Annotated in this window: 18 protein-coding genes; 12 read left to right on the forward strand and 6 right to left on the reverse strand. The window is 57.7% G+C overall.

Annotation, left to right across the window (positions count from 1 at the left end):
* Positions 1 to 4 precede the first annotated feature (4 nt).
* Positions 5 to 1,324, forward strand: a complete 1,320-nt coding sequence (locus ACR0AI_RS10120) for an ABC1 kinase family protein (RefSeq protein WP_480673459.1) — start codon at positions 5 to 7, stop codon at positions 1,322 to 1,324.
* Between the two features lie 11 nt (positions 1,325 to 1,335).
* On the opposite strand, the gene ACR0AI_RS10125 is transcribed toward ACR0AI_RS10120, so the two are convergent.
* The 4 genes from ACR0AI_RS10125 to ACR0AI_RS10140 form a co-directional block, all read right to left on the reverse strand.
* Entirely contained in the window at positions 1,336 to 1,734 is a 399-nt protein-coding gene (locus ACR0AI_RS10125) for a DUF4149 domain-containing protein (protein WP_480673457.1), read from the reverse strand.
* Positions 1,735 to 2,164: 430 nt separating this feature from the next.
* On the reverse strand, positions 2,165 to 2,602 hold the full coding sequence (locus ACR0AI_RS10130) for a hypothetical protein (protein ID WP_480673455.1): 438 nt from the start codon (positions 2,600 to 2,602) through the stop codon (positions 2,165 to 2,167).
* The gene (locus tag ACR0AI_RS10135; protein ID WP_480673453.1) at positions 2,602 to 3,045 is read right to left on the reverse strand and encodes a thiol-disulfide oxidoreductase DCC family protein; all 444 of its coding nucleotides are present in this window, start codon (positions 3,043 to 3,045) and stop codon (positions 2,602 to 2,604) included. The genes ACR0AI_RS10130 and ACR0AI_RS10135 overlap by 1 nt, the downstream gene beginning before the upstream one ends.
* Before the next feature lie 723 nt (positions 3,046 to 3,768).
* The gene (locus ACR0AI_RS10140; protein ID WP_480673451.1) at positions 3,769 to 4,008 is read right to left on the reverse strand and encodes a hypothetical protein; all 240 of its coding nucleotides are present in this window, start codon (positions 4,006 to 4,008) and stop codon (positions 3,769 to 3,771) included.
* A 7-nt stretch (positions 4,009 to 4,015) separates the two neighbouring features.
* On the opposite strand from ACR0AI_RS10140, the gene ACR0AI_RS10145 reads away from it, so the two are divergent.
* From ACR0AI_RS10145 to ACR0AI_RS10165, 5 genes are all read left to right on the forward strand, one after another.
* Complete coding sequence (locus ACR0AI_RS10145; protein WP_480673449.1) at positions 4,016 to 4,807, forward strand: LysR family transcriptional regulator; 792 nt, start codon at positions 4,016 to 4,018, stop codon at positions 4,805 to 4,807.
* Positions 4,808 to 4,920: 113 nt separating this feature from the next.
* Complete coding sequence (locus ACR0AI_RS10150) at positions 4,921 to 5,910, forward strand: pyridoxal-phosphate dependent enzyme (RefSeq protein ID WP_480673447.1); 990 nt, start codon at positions 4,921 to 4,923, stop codon at positions 5,908 to 5,910.
* A 93-nt stretch (positions 5,911 to 6,003) separates the two neighbouring features.
* Positions 6,004 to 6,957 (forward strand): ornithine cyclodeaminase family protein, encoded by a 954-nt coding sequence (locus ACR0AI_RS10155; RefSeq protein ID WP_480673445.1) that lies wholly within the window; start codon positions 6,004 to 6,006, stop codon positions 6,955 to 6,957.
* Between the two features lie 22 nt (positions 6,958 to 6,979).
* Positions 6,980 to 8,107, forward strand: a complete 1,128-nt coding sequence (locus ACR0AI_RS10160; protein WP_480673443.1) for an aminotransferase — start codon at positions 6,980 to 6,982, stop codon at positions 8,105 to 8,107.
* A gap of 11 nt (positions 8,108 to 8,118) precedes the next feature.
* Positions 8,119 to 9,078, forward strand: a complete 960-nt coding sequence (locus ACR0AI_RS10165) for a Rossmann-fold NAD(P)-binding domain-containing protein (RefSeq protein ID WP_480673441.1) — start codon at positions 8,119 to 8,121, stop codon at positions 9,076 to 9,078.
* 5 nt (positions 9,079 to 9,083) lie between these two features.
* Here the strand turns inward: ACR0AI_RS10165 and ACR0AI_RS10170 are convergent, their stop codons facing one another.
* Positions 9,084 to 10,187 carry a mandelate racemase/muconate lactonizing enzyme family protein gene (locus ACR0AI_RS10170; RefSeq protein ID WP_480673439.1) on the reverse strand — a complete coding sequence of 368 codons (1,104 nt, stop codon included), beginning with the start codon at positions 10,185 to 10,187 and terminating at the stop codon, positions 9,084 to 9,086.
* A 67-nt stretch (positions 10,188 to 10,254) separates the two neighbouring features.
* Entirely contained in the window at positions 10,255 to 12,732 is a 2,478-nt protein-coding gene (locus ACR0AI_RS10175) for an FAD-dependent oxidoreductase (RefSeq protein ID WP_480673437.1), read from the reverse strand.
* Positions 12,733 to 12,866: 134 nt separating this feature from the next.
* Here ACR0AI_RS10175 and ACR0AI_RS10180 point away from each other — a divergent pair, with 134 nt between their 5' ends.
* From ACR0AI_RS10180 to ACR0AI_RS10205, 6 genes are all read left to right on the forward strand, one after another.
* Positions 12,867 to 13,964: an aromatic ring-hydroxylating oxygenase subunit alpha gene (locus ACR0AI_RS10180; RefSeq protein WP_480673435.1), complete on the forward strand. Its 1,098-nt coding sequence runs from the start codon at positions 12,867 to 12,869 to the stop codon at positions 13,962 to 13,964.
* A 168-nt stretch (positions 13,965 to 14,132) separates the two neighbouring features.
* A complete protein-coding gene (locus ACR0AI_RS10185; protein WP_170376962.1) occupies positions 14,133 to 14,513 on the forward strand; it encodes a carboxymuconolactone decarboxylase family protein in 381 nt (126 codons plus the stop codon).
* A gap of 331 nt (positions 14,514 to 14,844) precedes the next feature.
* A complete protein-coding gene (locus tag ACR0AI_RS10190; protein WP_480673433.1) occupies positions 14,845 to 15,840 on the forward strand; it encodes a taurine ABC transporter substrate-binding protein in 996 nt (331 codons plus the stop codon).
* Positions 15,841 to 15,909: 69 nt separating this feature from the next.
* Positions 15,910 to 16,716: a taurine ABC transporter ATP-binding protein gene (locus ACR0AI_RS10195; RefSeq protein WP_170376956.1), complete on the forward strand. Its 807-nt coding sequence runs from the start codon at positions 15,910 to 15,912 to the stop codon at positions 16,714 to 16,716.
* Positions 16,713 to 17,978: an ABC transporter permease gene (locus tag ACR0AI_RS10200; RefSeq protein WP_170376954.1), complete on the forward strand. Its 1,266-nt coding sequence runs from the start codon at positions 16,713 to 16,715 to the stop codon at positions 17,976 to 17,978. The genes ACR0AI_RS10195 and ACR0AI_RS10200 overlap by 4 nt, the downstream gene beginning before the upstream one ends.
* Before the next feature lie 203 nt (positions 17,979 to 18,181).
* Entirely contained in the window at positions 18,182 to 20,188 is a 2,007-nt protein-coding gene (locus tag ACR0AI_RS10205) for an adenylate/guanylate cyclase domain-containing protein (protein ID WP_480673431.1), read from the forward strand.

The following is a 20,188-nucleotide window of genomic DNA, read 5'->3' on the forward strand; positions in this document are numbered from 1 at the left end:
ATTGATGACCGACCCTAAATCCTCATCAACCCCTTTGGCAGTTCCTACTAGCCGTTTAGCCCGTGTCGCCGGTTTAAGCAGCATGACGGCAGGTATTGCGGGGAACATGGCAGCACGCGCCCTAAGAGAGATCGGCCGCGGTGCGCGACCCGATATGCGTGGTTTGTTGATGACACCCGGCAACGTGACACGCGTTGCGGATCAGCTTGCGCGTATGCGTGGGGCCGCGATGAAGGTGGGTCAGTTGATTTCGATGGATGCAGGTGAGGTCTTGCCGTCTGAACTGGCAGACATCATGGCGCGTCTGCGAGATCAGGCGCATTTCATGCCGCCGAAACAATTGCGTGACATCCTGAACCGAGCCTGGGGTGCAGGTTGGCGAAAATCCTTCCAAAGCTTCGATGTAAGGCCTGTAGCGGCTGCAAGCATCGGGCAAGTACATCGTGCGACATTGAAAGACGGTCGCGATGTGGCGATCAAAGTGCAGTATCCGGGCATCGCTCGTAGTATCGAAAGCGATGTTGCGAATGTCGCGACTCTGGTTCGGATGTCGGGTCTACTCCCGAAGAACTTTGATCTGGATCCATATATCCAAGAGGCGCGCAGTCAACTGCATGAAGAAACCGATTATGAACGTGAGGGACAGCACCTGCGCCATTTTGCTGACCTCCTGCAGAATGATGAAGCGTTTGAAATCCCGGAATTCTATCCAGATTGGAGCACGCCAGAAGTTCTAACGATGTCCTTTCTGGAAGGTCGCCCTATCGAAGCCGTGGGTGATGCGACCAGCGAGGAACGCAATCGAGTCTCAGAAGCCTTGGTCAATCTCACGCTGCGCGAGGTTTTCGAGTTTGGTATCATGCAGAGCGACCCAAACTTTGCCAATTACCGATACAACCCATCCAATGGAAAAGTCAGTCTCTTGGATTTTGGCGCGGCACGCGCACTGCGACCACCTGCAATAGATGGATACATGGATCTGTTGCGCGCCGGTTTGCTTGAAGACCGTGCGGCGCTTCGTAAGGCTGCCATGCAACTGAAGCTTATTGAAGGTGATGGCCCATTTGACGACCGGATCCTTGGAATGATCCGCAGCGTTTTCGAAGCAATTCTATCTGCGAATGAATTTGATTTCTCTGACCGAACTCTTTCCCAACGCCTGAACAAAGACGGCATGTCCTTGGCTGAGGCCGGCTATATCCCACCCCAGGTGCCAATGGACGTTCTTTACCTCCAGCGAAAGATTGGGGGAATGTTCCTGTTGGCCACTCGATTGAATGCCTCGCTACCCGTGAAGACGCTTCTTGAAAAGTACGTCATCTGAACGGCCACGATTCACGCCAAACCAGCAAGTCGAACAATTACAAAACCCGCGGCTCCGATATGAACCAGTGTGATTAGGACAGATAGCGTGTGCAGCAGCTTGAAACGGTGAGTGTCACCTGTGTCTGTAGCGTTATTGATTGCGGGCATCAGAACCTGCCGTGCGAACACCGTTGTCACAGCAATAACTCCCATAATTGCGCTGGACACTGAATCTCTGGCGACGAGCAGAATAGCAGCTGCGCCTGCTGTGGCCGTGACAAACAGGTAAAAGTGGGGGAAGGCCCGCCTTATAAGCGATCCTGCCGCCTCCGCTGGGAGCGCGTTAAAAACAAACGCCGCGAAACCGAAAGAATAGAGTACCGTTCCACCAAACATAAGCGCGGTAATAAGCAAAGCGAGTTCAAGCATTTGTATTCATTCCTTGATTAGTCACGGCTCATAAATCGCCTCGACTCCCTGGCCGAATGATTCACGCTGCTGGCGCGTCGTGGGATCGCATAGGGAACGTTGTCTCTATAGTCTCGGAAACGCTGACCAAATAGCTTCTCAAATCGCCGCTCTTTTAGCTTCGGTGCAGCAAGGCAGTAGCTTGTCAACACGACAGCGAGAGTAAGCTGGTCTGGGGTCCACACCGGAACCGTCCACCGCGTCAAAGCAAAGGAAACGTAGATTGGCTGGCGTATCACGCCGAACAAACCAGTTGTGGGCATGTCTGGGAAAACGGGTTTTGCGTTTCGCATTAGTGACATCCAACCCAATGCGCCTGATTGAACCTCGGCCCCGGCGTCCCAGCTGGCTTTAACCAGCAAACCCCAAGACGCAGCATAGAGCGCGCTAATCAGGTAGACTGCCCAACCCTCTGCCTGCCACCAGATGGCACCTGTGTGGGTCCAAACGCAAAGAGCACAAGCAGTTGGAGCGAGGCGATGATTGCGTACGTGGATGTGCTCAACGTCGCGCTATGGGGACTTGGGACGAGGCTGGAGAGCCATTTCTTACCGGCGTCCGACAAAAGGAATGAGTGCGTCACCGGAAATTGCAGAACCGAAATGGCGTTGACGAATGCCGCGGTTGGCCAAGGCACGGCTCCAAGGCTTTTTCTCCTGCCAAAAAACATGGCCACCACCATCGCAAGAACGGCGGCGGCAAAGATGGTGTGCGTGAGGAACCCAAAACACAGGGCGAGTGTGATGCGACCGATGCCGGGAGCGGGCTCGAAAACCCCTTTCACGAGCCAGACCAGCCGTTTGAAATGACTATCGCCCGGGCTGATCATTAAAGCGTATCTTTCTGGTTGACCGGCTTTGCTCCGACCCAAGATGCGATCCGCGAGAGCATCGGTCTGAGGGGTAGGAAACCCCGATACGTAAGCTCTAGCAAAGGTAAGATCCCTGGCAACCTTGCGATACGCGCTAACCAACGCCATTTGGGTAAAGCGCCCCAAAGCTCTGTGAAGCCACGCGCGCCAGAAACAAGTTTTCCATCCGCTCGTCGTACATGAAACCGACCCATTGCCTCTTGCCGCGTTAGATCTTCACCGAGACGCACCTTGGCGTTTGAGACGTCGACAAAATGCAAACCATCAGAGCCCTCACAGGAGGCATAGTGCCCAATCTCTACTGAGCAGAGCGGGCACGATCCGTCGTAGTACACCGTAGCGCAGGCTTGATCGGCCTTACCCGATTTGACTGCAACCTCAACTCGTTCCGTTTTGTGCATTGTGTTCGACCTTTGCCAGTAAGGTTAGCCCGATCTTTGTCAAAAGTTAGCGCAAATGCTGAAGAAACGAGGTTGTAGCTATCGCAAACAGGTGCGGTACGAGGCCGCAACTTGTCCAGCTTTTAGTTAAATTCAATGGCAGATTTGTCCGCTCAATTGCCATTCCAGTCTAAAAATTCCAACATCCGGTTTCCGCAGTTCTCGGCATGCTGCAAGAGCGAATCTTAAAACATCAGTGGAGGTCTGCTAAGGGCTACTTGCAGACCTCGGTGCGAACGAAGCATAAACCCATCCCCCGTTTTCGCAGCCAATTCAACGGTCCAATGCCAACTTTGAACAAGTCGTTCAGATGTTGGTGCGGCAACCCAAAAAGGCTGACGTTCGACGTGTTTTCCCCGATCAGTGGAAGGAGCAAGATCGAAGCAAACACTTTGTCCAGTAAGTGTTTATCACACGCAGGAAATTCAGCGCATAGCCCGCGAGATCGAGGGTAGCCGGTGGTGCCAGCCGTAAACAGAATTGCCAATATTGTTAATCACGATCAGTAAGTCCTGATAGAAAAAACATCGAGGATTTGCTGGCATCGGCAGCGTCCTATGAGGTAGCCGATGAGACCTACAGACATAACTTCTTTGTCTTGCTCAGGCACTTCTTCTTGACGAGTAAGAACAAAGAATCGTCCCAAATGATCGGCCGAGTCTCCATGGTGCAAATGCAGACAGGCTAGCGTAGCTGAAAGGACTCCTCGACCGCGTGCTCACGCTGAAACACCTCACCGAAAACGTCCCGCAAGCTATCTTTGCAGATGATGATGGCGACATAGCCGGTTAAATCCGCATATGCGAAAAGGCGCTGTTCGGCCTCGCCAACGGTAGGATTACTTTCATTCCCCTCCTGCCAAGCTGTGCGCATTTGCTCGAGCACCCATTGCCTGATCCAGTCCTTGCCAACGGCCAAGGTCATTGGCTCGTTGACGGATAGACGCAGGCATTACTCGAACCTTGAAACGCGGCTGGACCTGCGGCTGTGTGACTACGGAAGTGGAAGGTTTCAACTGACCGAAGGGGGGCTTCTTGTGTATCAGGAACTCTGCTCGCTCAGCGTTGCGATCGGATCCTTCAACAGGTCGGTTCAGGCCTATACGAGCGACATGCAGGGTCAATTCAACATCGCGATGGACGATGCAATTCTGACCAATCTCTCCTGCCCGATCTACAAGGTGATCCAGAGGTTTGCCGCGCAAGCGCCGGAGATTTCGCTGAACATCACCATAATGAGCGCCCCTCAAATGGAGCGCGCCTTGCTGAACAATGAACTCAACATCGCCATCGGGCCGTTTCAGGACTTGTCCCCCTCGCTGAGCGCAAAGACGGTCTATGTCGAACAGCAGTTGTTGTGCTGCGGCCGGTTGCATCCGATTTATGATCTGCACGACCCCGACGAAGTCGAAAAGGCGGTGGCCAAGGCGCAGTATTCCAAACGCAGTTTCGAAGATCGCGACCGGCATCAGGCAAACGGGCGGTTCACCAGCGCCGCAACGGCGGCCACGATGGAGGCGATGCTGGCGATGGTCCTCAGCGGTCTGTACCTCGGCTACCTGCCCCACCACGCCTGCGCGCCATGGATCGAGCGGGGCGATTTGAAATCGCTTTTACCGCAGGTCTTTGCCTATGACACCGATATTCAGCTGGTCTCCCGCAAGGGCCATGGGGACAAACGTTTCGATTTGTTCCTGGCCGCGCTGGCGGAAACTCAAACCTGAACGCCGTCACTTTTGCGCCGCCATAAGTTCACTTCGAAAAAAATGGATTTTCTCGCGGCCGGTTTCTGACATTGTGTCCCGATGGCATCGAACGCAACGGCAGGACCCCTGACATGACGACCCCCGACAGCTATGTCTCGCTGCAAGAGATCATGCGCACCGCACAACGGATTGCGCCCATCGTGCGCAAGACACCTCTGGTGTTTTCCGAGGCCCTGTCAGAACGCGCGGGTTTTGAAATCTGGCTGAAGCTGGAGAACCTGCAAACCACAGGCAGCTTCAAACTGAGGGGGGCCTCAAACCGCATTCTGCAACTGACCGCCGAGGAACGCGCACGCGGGATCATTGCTGTGTCCAGCGGCAATCACGGCAGGGCCGTGGCCTATCTGTCCAAACGTCTGGGGATCACAGCCCGTGTGGTTGTCTGCTCGCTCTGTCCGGAAAACAAGCGTCAGGCGATGCGCGACCTCGGGGCCGAAGTAATCGTGCATGGCGACACCCAGGACGAGGCGCAGGATCACGCGGATTGGCTGATGGAGCAGCACGGCTATACCTGGGCCGATCCGTTTGACGATCTGAACGTCATCGCAGGGCAAGGCACGATCGCGGTTGAGGCGCTGACCGATTTGCCCGATGCGGATATGATCATCGCGCCCTTGTCCGGGGGTGGTCTGTTGTCTGGCATTGCGCTGGCCACCAAGTCGATCTCACCCAAGATCGCTGTTGTCGGGTCGTCGATGGAGGTCGAACCGGGCATGGTGCGCAGTCTTGAGGCGGGCAAACCGGTCCATGTCGAGGAATTCCCAAGCCTCGCCAGCAGCATCACGGGGGCCATCGGCCTGCGTAATCGCTATACCTTCCCGATCATTCGCGACTTCATGGATCGCGCCGTTCTGATCCCCGAGGACGCGCTGGTGCCTGAAATGGCCCGGTTTGCCGATAGCGAAGGGCTGATCGTCGAGGGCGGCTCGATCACCTCGGTCATCGCAGCGCTTAGCCCTGAGGTCCGTGAAATGGCCCCTAAACGGGCAATCGTGGTCATGAGTGGCCGCAATATTGGCCTGCCGACATTTCTGTCGGTGCTCAAAGACACCGGGGTCTGACCCCCGCCCCGGTGATTGGGCATTTCCTGCCCGCATCCCGCCCGTTAAGACACTCCGGGGATTACCCCGCACCGAAAGACCAAGGACTCCGCCATGACCGACACCTCAAAATCCGCAATCGTGCTGAACGCCTCAGACGTTGCCGCGCTTTTGCCCTCAGTTGACGCGCTGGCCGCGATGCGCGCGCTGTTTACCGAGCTTGGGCGCGGGCAAGCCGTGCAGCCGTCACAAACCCTGACGCTGTTCCCTGAAGACAAGGGCGATTTCATCACCTATCTGGGGGCAAGCACCGGGGCCGATCTGTTTGGTGCCAAGCTCTCGCCCTATCTGGTGCGTCCCGGCAAACCCGTGATCACTGCTTGGACAGTTCTCATGTCGATGGAAACCGGCCAACCCCTGATGCTGTGCGATTCCGGTGAGCTGACGACCGAACGCACCGCCGCCACGACCGCTTTGGCCGTCGACCACCTCGCCCTTCCTGAGGCAAAGGTTCTGTCGATCATCGGCTCCGGCAAACTGGCGCGAGCGCATCTGAAACATGTGCTGGCCCTGCGCGACTGGAGCGATATTCGCGTCTATTCCCCCAACCTTGCGCAAAACGCCGAGCTTGCGGCGCAGTGGCAGGAGATAGACAGCCGCGTCCAGCTGGCGGGCAGCGCCGAAGCCGCCGGTCAGGGCGCGGATGTCGTCATGCTCTGCACCTCGTCCGGTACGCCTGTGTTCGACACGACGTCGGTAGATGCTGGGGCGTTGGTTACCTCAATCAGCACCAATGTCGCCAACGCGCATGAGGTCGACCCGGCCTTCCTGACCACAGCCGAGGTCTATTGCGACTATCGCGCCACCACGCCCGGTTCCGCCGGAGAGATGAAATTGGCGGCCGAGGCCGGATGGCAGCCAAGCAGCATTCGCGGTGATCTGGCAGAATTGCAGGTTGAGGCCTGCAAGACACCGTCAGGCGACAAACCCGTCTTCTTCCGCTCAATCGGGTTGGGGCTAGAGGACATCTTCATGGCCCGTGCCGTCTATGACGCGGCTTCGGCGTAACTGAGATCAGGAGGAACGACCCATGGATATCAGACCTTTCGGCGTCGAAATGTGGATGAATGAGTTCGAGACGAAATGCGAGCTCAACCTTGCGGAAACCTGCGTGGAGTCCATCACTCTGGGTGAATTGTTCGAGATGGCCGGACAGCACAACAGCATTCTGAACGACCTGTCGGCAATGAAGATGACCTATGGCGCGATCGAAGGCTCGGACCGGTTGCGCGATGCGATTTGCAGCCTCTACGAAAACCAGACGCCTGAGAACACCCTGACCACCCATGGCACCATTGGCGCGAATTCTCTGGTGCATCAGACCCTTGTTTCGCGCGGGGATCACGTGATTTCGGTGATCCCGACCTATCAGCAGCACTACTCGATCCCCGAAAGCATCGGCGCCGAGATCGAACTGCTGCACCTGAAACCCGAAAACGCGTTCCTGCCCGATCTGGATGAATTGCGCGCCATGGTCCGCCCGGACACACGCCTGATCGCGATCAACAACCCCAACAACCCGACGGGCGCTTTGATGGACCGCGAAATGCTGGAACAAATCGTCGAGATCGCGCGCAGCGTCGGTGCCTGGCTGCTGTGTGATGAGGTCTATCGCGGTACCGATCAGACCGGGGATGGCTTCACGGCGGCGGTCGCTGATCTTTACGAAAAAGGGATCAGCACGGCGGGGATGTCCAAAGCCTATTCTCTGGCCGGTCTGCGCGTTGGCTGGATCGCGGGACCCAAGGACATGCTGCATGACGTGATGATCCACCGCGACTACAACACCATCTCGGTCGGTCAGGTCGATGAGTTGCTGGCCGCCATGGCGCTGGAAAATCGCGACAAAATTCTGGATCGCGCCCAGCGGATCACCCGTGAGAACCTGCAGATCGTCGAAGACTGGATCGCGCAGGAGCCTCTGATCTCGTGGGTGAAACCGAAATCCGGCACCACCGCCCTGTTGAAATACGACCTTCCCATGTCCTCGCGTGAGCTGTGCGTGACGTTGCTGAAAGAGGACGGCGTGATGCTGACCCCCGGCAGCGCCATGGACATGGAGGGCTGGCTGCGTCTGGGCTACACCAATCCCACGGCGGATCTGGTAGCGGGCCTTGAGAAATTCTCGGGCTTTCTGGCCCGCCACAGCGCCGCCTGAAAGAGACGCCGATGATTCAGATGGACAAGGCGTGGATTCAGGATCGATTCGACTTCTCTAGGGCCGTCGATGCGATCCGCGCGGCCTATATCGCCGTGGCGCAGGGACGGGTTCAGACCCCGCCCGTCACCTATCTGGGCTTCCCCGAGGCCGCAGGGGATTGTCACGTCAAATCCGGCCATATCGAAGGTGACGATATCTTCGTCATCAAGATTGCGACCGGATTTTACGACAATCCCTCCAAGGGCTTGCCCAGCTCAAACGGCATGAACCTTGTCTTTTCCGCCAAAACCGGCGCGCCGGTGGCTTTTTTACAGGACGAAAGCTGGCTGACCGATATCCGCACTGGCATCGGCGGGGCCTTGGCAACGCAGGCGCTTGCGGTTGAGGGGTTTGAGAAGGTGCTGATCGTCGGCACCGGCTTGCAGGCCCGCCATCAAGCACAGTGCCTGCAACAGCTGGTCGCGGATCGGCCCTTGTCCTTCCAAATCTGGGGGCGGTCCCCGGATCAGGCCAAGGCGACAGTAAATGACCTGACCGCGATGGGGTTAAAGGCTGAACGCGCCGATGACCTGCCCTCGGCCTGCAAAACGGCGCAAGCCATCATCACGACAACACCTGCTCAGAGCTTTCTCATCGCAAGTGACTGGGTGCAACCGGGCACGCATATCTCGGCCGTCGGGGCCGACTGTCCCGGCAAACAGGAGCTTGAGGCTGATCTGATCGCCCATGCCGATTTGCTGGTCTGCGATTCACCGGATCAATGCCTGGATCACGGAGAGTTCCAAACCCTTGCCAAGACCTGCCACCTAACCGAAGCCGATGTCGTCACACTCGGGAATATCCTGTCCGGCGCGCATCCCGGTCGGCAATCGACCGATCAGATCACCGTCGCAGATCTGACCGGGCTGGCGGCTCAGGACATTGCGATCTCAAGCGCGTTGCAGATAGAGACCAGACAACAGGGCTAGTCCGCTTAGTCAAGGATCGCAACGGGCTGACCCAAGACCTCGGTATCGGGGGTCACCCCAAGCCCAACCCCTTCGGGTGGGGCGATACGGCCATTTTCGCGCACGGGCCCATCCGCCGCAAGGCGGGGGCCGACATAGTGGCTGAGGTCACAGGTATTCATGATCCCTCGCGAAGGGGTCGAGGCCGCCAGATGCAACAGCGCGGCCGTAGTGATATCGCTGCCCCAGGTATCCTCGATACACATCTGCGTGCCGAGGGTCAGACACAGATCGCGGATCTGACGCATAGCGGACAGGCCGCTCATCTTGGATAGTTTCAACGCAACGGCCTGCATACAACCCAACTGATGCGCCTGAATGACAGAGGCAATATCTAAGGCGTTCTCGTCGATCTTCATCGGCAGACCGGTTGAGCGCTGCACGTGGGCGCATTCTTCCAGCGTCGCGCAAGGTTGCTCCAGCATCACATCCAGATGGGCCGCCGCACGTCCCACGCGGATCGCTGTCAACGCATCGCTGCCGCAGTTCCAATCGCCATAGACCAGCGAGCCGGGGCCGACGGCCTCACGCACTTTGGCCAAGCGCTCGACATCCGTTTGCCAGTCTGCATCCGCACCCAGCTTGACCTGAAACTGGCGCATACCTTTGTCATGCGCGTCGCGCGCCATCCGAGCCATCTCATCCGGGGCGACACACGTGATCGAGTGATAGAGCGGCATGTCCTTGACCTGACGCCCGCCCAATAGTTTGTGCAAAGGCAGACTTGCCGCCTGCGCCGTCAGATCCCAAAGCGCCGTATCAATGGCCGATTTCGCATAGCCGTGGCCCGGAAGGTATGCGTTCAGTTTCTCCATCAAAGCCTCAGGTCCGACGGGATCGGCCCCGATAAGCACCGGGGCCAACTCGGTCACGGCCGGAACGACACCCTTGGCATAGGCCGGCAGATAATGAGGGATCGGGCAGACCTCCCCCCAGCCCTGCAAGCCTGTATCCGTATCAAGCCGCAGAACCACTGATGTCGTGGTATCGCAGGTTTTCCCATCGGCCATGTAGTAAGTTTCATGGCTGGTCAGTGGGACTTCCCAAACGGCAATACGGGTGATCTTCAACTTAGACTTCCTTTTGGCGCAGAGCGTGTTGAGGGGGGCAGAAACGCGCGCCCTGCCCCCATCGTATTTATGCCGGAACTGCGGCTGGAGCGTCCATTCTGGGACGCTCGGACTTCGGATCATAGGCCGCTTCGCCAAGGATACGCCCCTTGCGCGGGCTGCCAGCGATCACGACCTCAACCTCGGTGCCCGGGACATTCACATGTGGCTTGACGAAGGCAAAGGCGAGGATCTTACCGACGCTATGACCATAGGCAACCGAAGCGGTCGCGCCCACGACCTTGCCGTCGATGCGGATTGCCTCGCCCCCATGACCGTCTTCGATGCCGTCCGGATCGATTTCCAGGTAGGCGCAGATCCAAGGCATTTGACCGGCTTGGGCCTGTGCGGCGCTGGCCCGCGTAGCTTCAACCCCCAGATACTCTTTGTCCAGCTTGAAGAATCGGCCCACATTCGCCTCGGGCAAAGTGACCTCATTGGTCAGCTCACCAGCGCCAGGGAAGGCTTTCTCCATCCGCAAGCTGTTCATCGCGAACGAGCCGTAGTTCTCGATCCCGAATGCCTCACCCGCGGCCCAAAGCGCGTTGTAGACGTCAACGCAAGCTTCATCCGGCATGTGGAATTCCCAGCCCAATTCACCCGCATACGACATGCGGAAGGCCCAGACCTTGTGCCCGGCGATGGTGATTTCCTGCGCCGACAGCCACCGGAAACCGGCATTGGACAGGTCGGCATCGGTGCATTTGGCCAGCACCTCGCGGGATTTTGGCCCGTTCAGGGACAAAGCCGACCAATCTTCGGAGAGCGTTTTGACGGAGACGGTCTCTCCCGCGAGGTTCTGGTTCAGGTGATCGACAAGGCGTTGCTCGAAGAAGGCCGCGCAGACCAGATAGTAGCGATCTTCGGCCATGCGCACGATCGTGGTTTCAAGCTCAATCCGCCCTCTGCGATTCAAAAAATGCGTCAGCGTGATCGAGCCATCTTTCTGCGGCATCTTGTTCGCGGTCAGGCGATCCAGCAGCGCATGGGCATCTGGTCCCGAGACTTCGACCTTGGTGAAGGCGGTCACGTCCATGATCCCCACGCGCTCACGCACGGCCTGACATTCCAGCGCAATCATCTCGAAGACTTCGTTGCGGCGGAACGAGTAGTGGTCGCGCTGCTCCACGCCATTGCGAGCGAACCAACGGGGGCGTTCGTGGCCGAAAACCTCTTCGTAAACCGCACCTTTTTCCTTGAGGATCTCATATAGTGGAGACGGCTTGATCGGACGTCCCTCAAGACGGTTGAAATGCGGAAAGGGGATCTCGTGACGCAGCTTATAGTCTTCATGCGCCTTGACGACTTGCCAGTCTTTCTTGGCGTAGCTACCAAAGCGGCGCGGGTCATAGTCGCGCATGTTGATATCGGCGGCCCCGTGAACCATCCATTTTGCCAGTTCGCGGGTCAGACCAGGTCCCCATCCGATCCCGATCTGGGTACCGCAGCAGCACCAGTAGTTCTTGACGCCCGGTGCGGGGCCAACCATCGGGTTGCCATCGGGCGGGTGGCTGATTGCGCCGTGCACCTCACGTGTGATGCCCAGTTCGGCAAAGATCGGCATCCGCTCCAGCGAATTCTCCAGCCAGGGCATCACGCGGTCATAGTCAGCCTCAAACAGCCAGTTCTCGTACTCCCAAGGACATTCATCATGCCAGACAGAATTCGAGTTTTCTTTCTCATAAATCCCGATCAGGCCCTTCTTCTGCTCCATCCGGATATAGCCCGACACCATCTTGTCATCACGGATCACTGGCAATTCCGTGTCCAAATCCTGAAATTCCGGCACGTTCTCGGTGACAAAATAGTGGTGCGTCATCGAGGTCATTGGCAGCTGCAGATCGGACCATTCGCCCATCTGCCGCGCATAGGTGCCGCCCGCGTTGACAACATGTTCGCAGGTGATCGTGCCCTGTTCGGTCTCGACCACCCATTCGCCTGCATCGTTCTGCGTGATGTTGGTCGCACGGCAATGGCGGAAGATCTTCACGCCTTTCTGCCGCGCACCCGCCGCCATGGCCATGGTCACGTTCGAAGGGTCAACATGGCCATCATCGGGCGTATACAGCGCGCCTAGGACTCCATCGAGATTGTAGAACGGGTGCTTTTCGGCAATAAACTCGGGTCCCACCAGCTCGATGTTGAAGCCAAGGGCCCGACCGACGGACAGCGTGTGGCGCAGCCAGTCCATCTCATCCTCGGTATAGGCCAGCCGGAACGAGCCGCAACCGTGCCAAGTGACGGCCTGTCCGGTCTCTTCTTCCAGCGTTTTCGAATAGAGACCGATATTATAGTCGACCATCTTGCCCAGCCCGTAAGAGCTTGTGGAATGAGTGATCTGACCCGCCGCGTGCCAGGTCGAACCGCTGGTCAGCTCGGCCTTTTCCAGGAGGATGGTCTCCTCTCCCCATCCTTCGTGGCCAAGGTGGTAGGCTAGGCCACAGCCCATGACCCCGCCGCCAACAATGACGACCTTTGCGCGTTCGGGCAGTTCTTTCTTGGACATCGCAGGATTCCTGTTCCAGAGTCGCAGATTTCTGTGGATTTGATAATCAAACAAATGTACCACGGTCAACACATAACGACACAAATGAACGCTACCCAAGGCAAGCCCCTCGGTTTCCAAGTTGAGGATCCATCATGACCAAGCCGCTCACCCACTCGCTCGAGGCCCGCTACTACACCGATCCCGCCGTCTTCGAAGATGAGATGAACGGGCTGCTGGCGCGGACGTGGCAATTCGCAGGACATGCGGCCGATATCCCGAATGTTGGCGACTATTTCGCCTTTCAGATTGCGGGTCAGAACCTGTTTGCCATTCGCGGCAGGGATGAGGTGGTGCGCACCTTCTACAACGTGTGCCAGCACCGCGCACATGAGATGGTGACCGGAACCGGCAATACTCGGGTCGTGGTCTGCCCCTATCACCAATGGACGTATGAGCTGACTGGCGGGCTGCGCGCAGGGCCCAACATCAAGTCGGTCCCGGGCTTTGAACGGGAAAAAATCTGCCTGACCGAGGTTCGTACCGAGATTTTTCTGGGGTTCATCTTCGTCAATCTCGACAAAAATGCCGCCTCGATGGACGACTGGTACCCTGGCGTGCGCGAAGAGATTGCCGAATTCGTACCCCATATAGATGACCTCGCGCCGCTGGAATGGGTCGAGATTCCGGAGGATTGCAACTGGAAGGTCTCGGTCGAGAACTATTCGGAATGCTATCACTGCCCATCGAACCATCCGACCTTTGCCGAGGGCGTGGTGAAGCCGGAAACCTATGACATCCGGCCTGACGAACAAGGGGGCTACGTGCTGCGCCACACGACCGAGTGTCAGGCGCTGGACAAGATGACCTATCCGATCGACCTGTCGGTGCCCCATGCTGGCGACTATCAATCGTGGTTCCTGTGGCCCATGTTCTCATTCCAGTGCTATCCGGGGAATGTGCTAAACACCTATCACTGGCGGGCCGAAACCGTCGACACATGTACCGTCTGGCGGGGCTGGTATACGGAAGGCGGCCATGAAAGCGATGTGATCCGCGGGCTGGCCGTTCAGGATCGCGAGACCACCGTGGCCGAGGATATTCGCTTGGTCGAATCCGTGTATCGCGGCCTCAAGTCCAAGGGTTATGTGCCCGGCCCACTGGTTCTGGACCCCAAATGCGGCGTGATGAGCGAACATTCCATCGCCCGGCTGCAACAGTGGATGCGGGACGGCGTAGACACACCCGCCTGACCTGAAACGCTTTTGGATTCCGTACGGTAGAACCTGCCAATGCGCGGGTTGACCTGCGACTCATTGCTTTTGAATTTGGATATAAAGGCAAGTCCCATCTGGCAGGAGACCCGTCTGCCAGATTGGCTGACCAATAGTCAACGGGTCGCAAAATCACGAGGAAGGCCTATGGATGACACCCTGTTCGAAACCGGGCTAAAGCAACGCAAATCGACCCTGGGCGCAGAATATGTGGAAAAGAACCTTGCGGCGGCGGATGACTTTACCCGCCCGTTTCAGGAGGCCATGACCGCCTGGTGCTGGGGCTTTGGTTGGGGCGATGACACAATTGACGCCAAGACGCGCTCGATGATGAACCTCGCCATGCTGGGTGCGTTGGGCAAGATGCATGAATGGGAGATCCACTGTAACGGAGCGCTAAACAACGGCGTCACCAAGGAGGAAATCCAGTCGATCATTCACGTGGTCGGCATCTATTGCGGTGTTCCCCAATCGCTGGAGTGTTTCCGTGTGGCGCGCAAGGTGTTGGAGGAACGGGATCTACTATGACGCCCGCTTTCGAACAGCGTTCAGAGATGTCGATTCCGGCGACAGGCACCAGCGCAATCCCGCTTGGCCAGACGTCTTTGACTCAACTGTGCTTGGGGACGGTTCAACATGAGACCATGTTGAAAACGAACAGCAATTCCCGGCAGAGCCGCCAAATGGATTTTGCGCGCCTTTGCGCCCAATTTCGCAGCTCGGCCCCCGGTTTATACAGCGCCGCAGCACAATTTGTTTCGCTGTTTCACCATCTTGGGTCTATTGTCTCAGGTATCGGTCAGACAAAAAGTCGGGCCATATAAAAAAATGATCATCACAACAGGGAGAACATAAACCAATGATCAAAAAGTATCTGCTCTCAACGGCCTGCGCCGGTCTTGCCGCCTTCTCGGCATCACAAGCAACGGCTGCGGATGAAATCACCGTTGCCTATTTCCTCGAATGGCCAATGCCGTTCCAATACGCCAAGGCGAACGGCACCTATGAAGAAGAGATGGGCGTCAAGATCAACTGGGTGTCCTTCGACACCGGGACTGCGATGTCGGCTGCCATGGCATCCGGTGACGTTCAGATCGCTGTGAGCCAAGGCGTTCCGCCCTTCGTTGTGGCCACATCAGCTGGTCAGGACCTTCAGGCCGTAGACGTTGCTGTTAGCTATTCGGACAATGACAACTGCGTCGTCGCCGAAGCTCTGGAAATCGACAAGACCAACGCCGGAGAGTTGAACGGCAAGAAAGTCGGTGTTCCGATCGGCACAGCCGCGCACTACGGGTTCCTGTCTCAGATGGCCCATTTCGGTGTGGATACCAGCTCGCTCGAGATCGTCGACATGGCACCCGCCGATGGCGCGGCAGCCTTTGCTCAGGGTAACCTGGACATGGTCTGCGGCTGGGGTGGCGCGCTGCGTCGTATGCTCGACCACGGCAACATCCTGTTGACCGGCGCCGAAAAGGAAGAGCTTGGCATTCTGGTGTTCGACGTCACAAGTGCACCGACCTCGTTCATTCAGGAAGAGCCTGAACTGCTGTCCAAGTTCCTCAAAGTGACTGCTGACGCAAACGCGCAGTGGAACGCGGGTGACTCCAAGGATGAGATGCTGGCCGCGATCGCAAAGGATGCAGGTATGGACCTGGCCGATGCCGAGGCAACCATCGCGACCTTCACCTTCCCCTCCGCCGAAGAGCAGCTGTCTGACAAATGGCTGGGTGGTGGCGCGCATGAGTTCATGGGCGGCGTTGCCAACGTCTTTGTGGATGCGGGCAGCATCGACTCGGCGCTGGACTCCTATGAGGGCGCTGTAAACAGCGCGCCGCTGGCGGCCGCGTCCAACTAATACAACATACATATTCCGGGGGCCGGTCATCAGGCTGGCCTTCGGAAACAACAGCAGGAAGGAAACGGAATGCCTGAACTGGACATCATTGATTTGTCCATGCGCTTTGACTTGCCCAACGGTACCTCTGTGCAAGCCCTTCAGGACGTCACGCTCAGCCTTAAAGAAGGTGAGTTGGTCTCGGTCCTCGGGCCCTCGGGATGCGGCAAGACAACGTTGCTGAACATCGTCGCGGGCTTCCTAGCGCCCACCTCGGGCCGGGTCGAGCTAAATGGCCACGTGGTCGAAGGGCCGGACGCGGAACGCGGCATGGTGTTTCAGAAAGGCGCCTTGTTCGAATGGATGAACGTGCGCGAAAATGTGGAATTCGGCCCGCGCATGAAGGGCATGCCCAAGGAAGAGCGCGATAAGATCTCGGACCATCTTCTTGAGGTCGTCGGCCTTCAGGACTTCAAGGAAAAGGCCGTCTATGAGCTGTCGGGCGGTATGCAGCAGCGCGTGGCCCTGGCCCGGTGTCTGGCGAATGAGCCTGACGTGATCCTGATGGATGAACCTTTGGGTGCGCTGGACGCGCTGACCCGGGAAAAGATGCAGGGCCTGGTCCTGAAACTCTGGAAAGAGACGGGCAAGACCATCATCCTGATCACCCACTCTGTCGAAGAAGCCCTGTTGCTGGGTGAACGCCTGATCGTGATGGCCCCGCGTCCGGGGCGCATTCACAAGGAATACAACCTGCCTTTCGCGGAACGCGGCGTGAACGCCGACCTTCGCGATGTCAAAAAGTCCGAAGGTTTCGCCGAAACCCGAGATGAAATCCTGTCGATGATCTGGGAAATGGAAGAAGAAATCATGGGCCGGACGGAGCAAGCATCATGATCGTACTTCTGTTTTATATCGGCCTGTTCGGCGGCGCGTTTTTGATCGTTCACCTGCTGCGCAAGGGCCTGCAAAGCCGTCAGGACTTTACCAGCCTTAAAACCGTGACCTTTGGCGACGAAAGCGCTGTGCGCGCGGATCGCGCAGCCTCGATCATCTCGATTCTGGTTATCTTCGTAATCTGGGCGGCATTCACAGGATCGAAACTGATCCCGCTACATGTTCCGGGGCCGTTTGTGGGGGAAACCCAATTCACCTACACGGTCGAGAATGCAGACGGCACGACTGATGACGCCACCGTCTTCATCCGCGTCCCACCCTTCGGAGAAGACGCCGAAGATTTCGAGGTTGATCCCGGTACGGGCTTCGCCAAAGACGATGCATTTGCTGCCCCAACCGGGCGGTCCTCGACCATCTTGTTTGACAAGAACGACGACGCCAAACGCGCAGATGGCGCAAAGATCATCGCGATCAATGGCAATCCGATCGGTCCTGACGCAAAAGTCAATGTTGGCGACGGCACTGTATCGCTGACCGGGAAGGGCGCCATCAGCTTTACGCCAGCGCAGGGTTTGCAAATGAACCCGATCTGGCTACCTGCGCCGGAAACGGTCGTTGCGCGTTTCTTCGAGATCGCCAATGAAGGCTATCAGAACTTCTCGCTCTGGCAGCACTTGGGTTGGTCGTTGCTTCGCGTCATCGCAGGCTTCATCGCAGGGGCCATCGTGGGTATTCCGTTGGGCTATGCGATGGGCTTGTCGGGCTGGTTCCGCGGTTGGTTCGACCCGATTGTCGAATTCATGCGACCCGTCCCTCCGCTGGCGCTTATCCCGCTGGTCATCATCTGGTTCGGAATCTGGGAGACCGGCAAGATCGTTCTGCTGTTCCTTGCTGCCCTTTGGATCATGACCATTGCGGCCCGTGCGGGGGTTTCGGGGGTGAACATCTCCAAGATCCACGCGGCCTATTCGCTGGGTGCATCCAAATGGCAGATCATGCGTCATGTGATCGTCCCTAACTCTCTGCCCGAGATCTTCACGGGTGCGCGGGTCGCGATGGGCGTCTGCTGGGGCACGGTTGTTGCGGCGGAACTGGTCGCCGCTCAGAAAGGGGCTGGTATGATGATCATCGCGGCTTCGAAATTCCAGCTGACCGACATCGTGATCATGGGCATCGTGCTGATCGGCATCATCGGCTACGGCATCGATATCCTGATGCGCAAGGCCGAGAATGTGCTGGTCCCATGGAAAGGTCGAAGCTGACCTAAGTTACCAAAACCACCGGCAGATTGACCCGCTCGTCGATCTGCCGGTTTTTTCTGTCTAACTGTTCCTCTCGCCAATTACACAAGTTAGCGCGCAGATTGAAACCAACTGGCAACAGACGGTTGCAGCCCCTAGACTTGACCTAGAACCTGACTGTCCGCATCGCAGCGCCAGTCACTATAGGCCGCCGTGGAGCTTCAATGCGTGTCACCGTTGGGATCGCTGTGTCAATGCTCGTCGCTTTGTCCATCGGCGTGTCGACCTTCATTGTGCATTCCCTTTGGTGGACTACGGCACGGGACAACAGTCAGATGCTGGCCGCCGAGATCAACAGCCAGATCTCGAACACGGTCCGGATCGAGGTTGGCCTGACCCTCAGATCCGCCGAGGCTGCCTGGGCTGCTGTCCGGACGATCTTCATTCAAAACGTGATTGAGACACGCCAGGCCGACAAGCGGGAATTTGTGTTCCTGTCCCAGCTGCAATCTCAGCCAAATATCTCGTGGATCACCTTTGGCTGGCCCGATGGTAATTTCTTTGCAGCCCACCGGCTGGGGGATAGCGGGCTTGAGATGATCGAGATCGACGAGAACATTCACGACAGGAAGCTGCGTAGAGACCGCTATATCTTTATCCCCGGCGACATTCAGTTCGAAGAACGCAGCTTTGCCGAGACAGACTACGACCCGCGCGATCATCCTTGGTATGACAACTTCATCGACCGCGACACGCCAGATTGGATCGAAGTGCGCGATCTGCCAAACAGCGACAAGACGGTGTTTGCATATTCCGGCCCAATCGATGTACGTCGCCAACGGCAAGGCGTGCTGTCGGTTGCCATTGATACCGACCGCCTGTCCCGCTTTCTGGGCTCCCTGCGCCCCGGTGAGTTCGGTGCGGCCTTTATCCTCAGCGCCGATGGCAAGGTCATTGCCGTGCCCGATCCCAACGCGGACGAAATCACCCCCGCCCGCATGGGTGAGGGAGAGCTGTACGAAGTGGCGAAACTCTCGGGCCAAAAACTGCTGACCGAGGCAGACGGGGTCGTTGCGGGCACCCTGACGAAACGGATCCTCTACGACGACGTGGCTTATGCGGTCGCTTTGACACCGCTGGGTTTTTACGGTTGGCGTGTGGCGACGGTTATCCCGGAATCGGCCTTTCTGTCCGGGATCGACCGGACGCTGGTCAATCTGGTCTACATCCTGCTGGGCGTGGTGGCCTTGGCGACCATCGCCGCAATCTGGCTGGTGCGCCGGGTCGTTGCCAACCCGCTGTCACGCGTCGCCGAAGACCTCAGCCGGATTGAGCGGTTCGATGTCGAGCAAGTCTCACGACGTCCCTCACGTTTGATTGAGCTTGAGAACCTCTCGGCCGCGACGGCGAGCATGGCGGCAGGGCTTTCGGCCTTTCGGAAATACGTGCCGACCGATCTGGTGAAAATGCTGGTCGCCGCAGGTGTGAAATCGCAACCCGGTGGCGAGACCAAACAAATCTCAGTCCTGTTCTGCGACGTGTCTGGCTTCACCGGTCTGGCCGAGAAACACGGTCCAAAGGTCGTGGAACTGATGGAGCCGTTTTTCAACGCGGCCTCTTCTACGATCGAACGCCATGACGGGACGCTCGACAAGTTCATCGGCGACGCTGTGATGGCTTTCTGGGGTGCACCGAGGCAGAATCCAAACCACGCAGAACACGCCTGCCGCGCCGCGTTGGAACTGGTAGAAGACATTGAGAACTCGGCCCTGCAAAGCCAGTCGGACGAGGCCTTGCATGTGCGGATCGGATTGAACAGCGGAGAAGCGCTGGTTGGCAATATCGGGTCCGAGCATCGCCTGAACTACACCGCCATAGGCGACGTGGTGAACGTCGCCAGCCGGTTGGAGGGTGTGAACAAAACCTATGGCACCGCAATCCTGATCGGCCCCGAAACCCGTCGCGAAGCGGGCAAGGCGATCATCGCCCGTGAATTGGACACGATGGAGATCGCGGGCCGCACCGAAGAATTGGTCGTGTTTGAATTGATCGCAATGGCCGACGACACATCTGAAACGCCCGCCTGGATCGTGGCCTATGAATCTGGCCTGACGCATTTCCGGGCCAGGCGTTTTGCCAAGGCCATCGACGCGTTCAAATCTGCAGACACCCTACGCGGTGGCGACCCGGCATCAGTGGTGATGATCGAACGGGCGCAGGCCGCACTTTGA

Source organism: Ruegeria sp. BG3 (assembly GCF_056538485.1).

Bases quoted from the DNA above. Each gene is read 5' to 3' on its own strand.
- ACR0AI_RS10120 (WP_480673459.1), top strand. From the start codon at position 5: ATGACCGACCCTAAATCCTCATCAACCCCTTTGGCAGTTCCTACTAGC.
- ACR0AI_RS10125 (WP_480673457.1), bottom strand. From the start codon at position 1,734: ATGCTTGAACTCGCTTTGCTTATTACCGCGCTTATGTTTGGTGGAACG.
- ACR0AI_RS10130 (WP_480673455.1), bottom strand. From the start codon at position 2,602: ATGATCAGCCCGGGCGATAGTCATTTCAAACGGCTGGTCTGGCTCGTG.
- ACR0AI_RS10135 (WP_480673453.1), bottom strand. From the start codon at position 3,045: ATGCACAAAACGGAACGAGTTGAGGTTGCAGTCAAATCGGGTAAGGCC.
- ACR0AI_RS10140 (WP_480673451.1), bottom strand. From the start codon at position 4,008: ATGACCTTGGCCGTTGGCAAGGACTGGATCAGGCAATGGGTGCTCGAG.
- ACR0AI_RS10150 (WP_480673447.1), top strand. From the start codon at position 4,921: ATGACGACCCCCGACAGCTATGTCTCGCTGCAAGAGATCATGCGCACC.
- ACR0AI_RS10155 (WP_480673445.1), top strand. From the start codon at position 6,004: ATGACCGACACCTCAAAATCCGCAATCGTGCTGAACGCCTCAGACGTT.
- ACR0AI_RS10160 (WP_480673443.1), top strand. From the start codon at position 6,980: ATGGATATCAGACCTTTCGGCGTCGAAATGTGGATGAATGAGTTCGAG.
- ACR0AI_RS10165 (WP_480673441.1), top strand. From the start codon at position 8,119: ATGATTCAGATGGACAAGGCGTGGATTCAGGATCGATTCGACTTCTCT.
- ACR0AI_RS10175 (WP_480673437.1), bottom strand. From the start codon at position 12,732: ATGTCCAAGAAAGAACTGCCCGAACGCGCAAAGGTCGTCATTGTTGGC.
- ACR0AI_RS10180 (WP_480673435.1), top strand. From the start codon at position 12,867: ATGACCAAGCCGCTCACCCACTCGCTCGAGGCCCGCTACTACACCGAT.
- ACR0AI_RS10185 (WP_170376962.1), top strand. From the start codon at position 14,133: ATGGATGACACCCTGTTCGAAACCGGGCTAAAGCAACGCAAATCGACC.
- ACR0AI_RS10190 (WP_480673433.1), top strand. From the start codon at position 14,845: ATGATCAAAAAGTATCTGCTCTCAACGGCCTGCGCCGGTCTTGCCGCC.
- ACR0AI_RS10195 (WP_170376956.1), top strand. From the start codon at position 15,910: ATGCCTGAACTGGACATCATTGATTTGTCCATGCGCTTTGACTTGCCC.
- ACR0AI_RS10200 (WP_170376954.1), top strand. From the start codon at position 16,713: ATGATCGTACTTCTGTTTTATATCGGCCTGTTCGGCGGCGCGTTTTTG.
- ACR0AI_RS10205 (WP_480673431.1), top strand. From the start codon at position 18,182: ATGCGTGTCACCGTTGGGATCGCTGTGTCAATGCTCGTCGCTTTGTCC.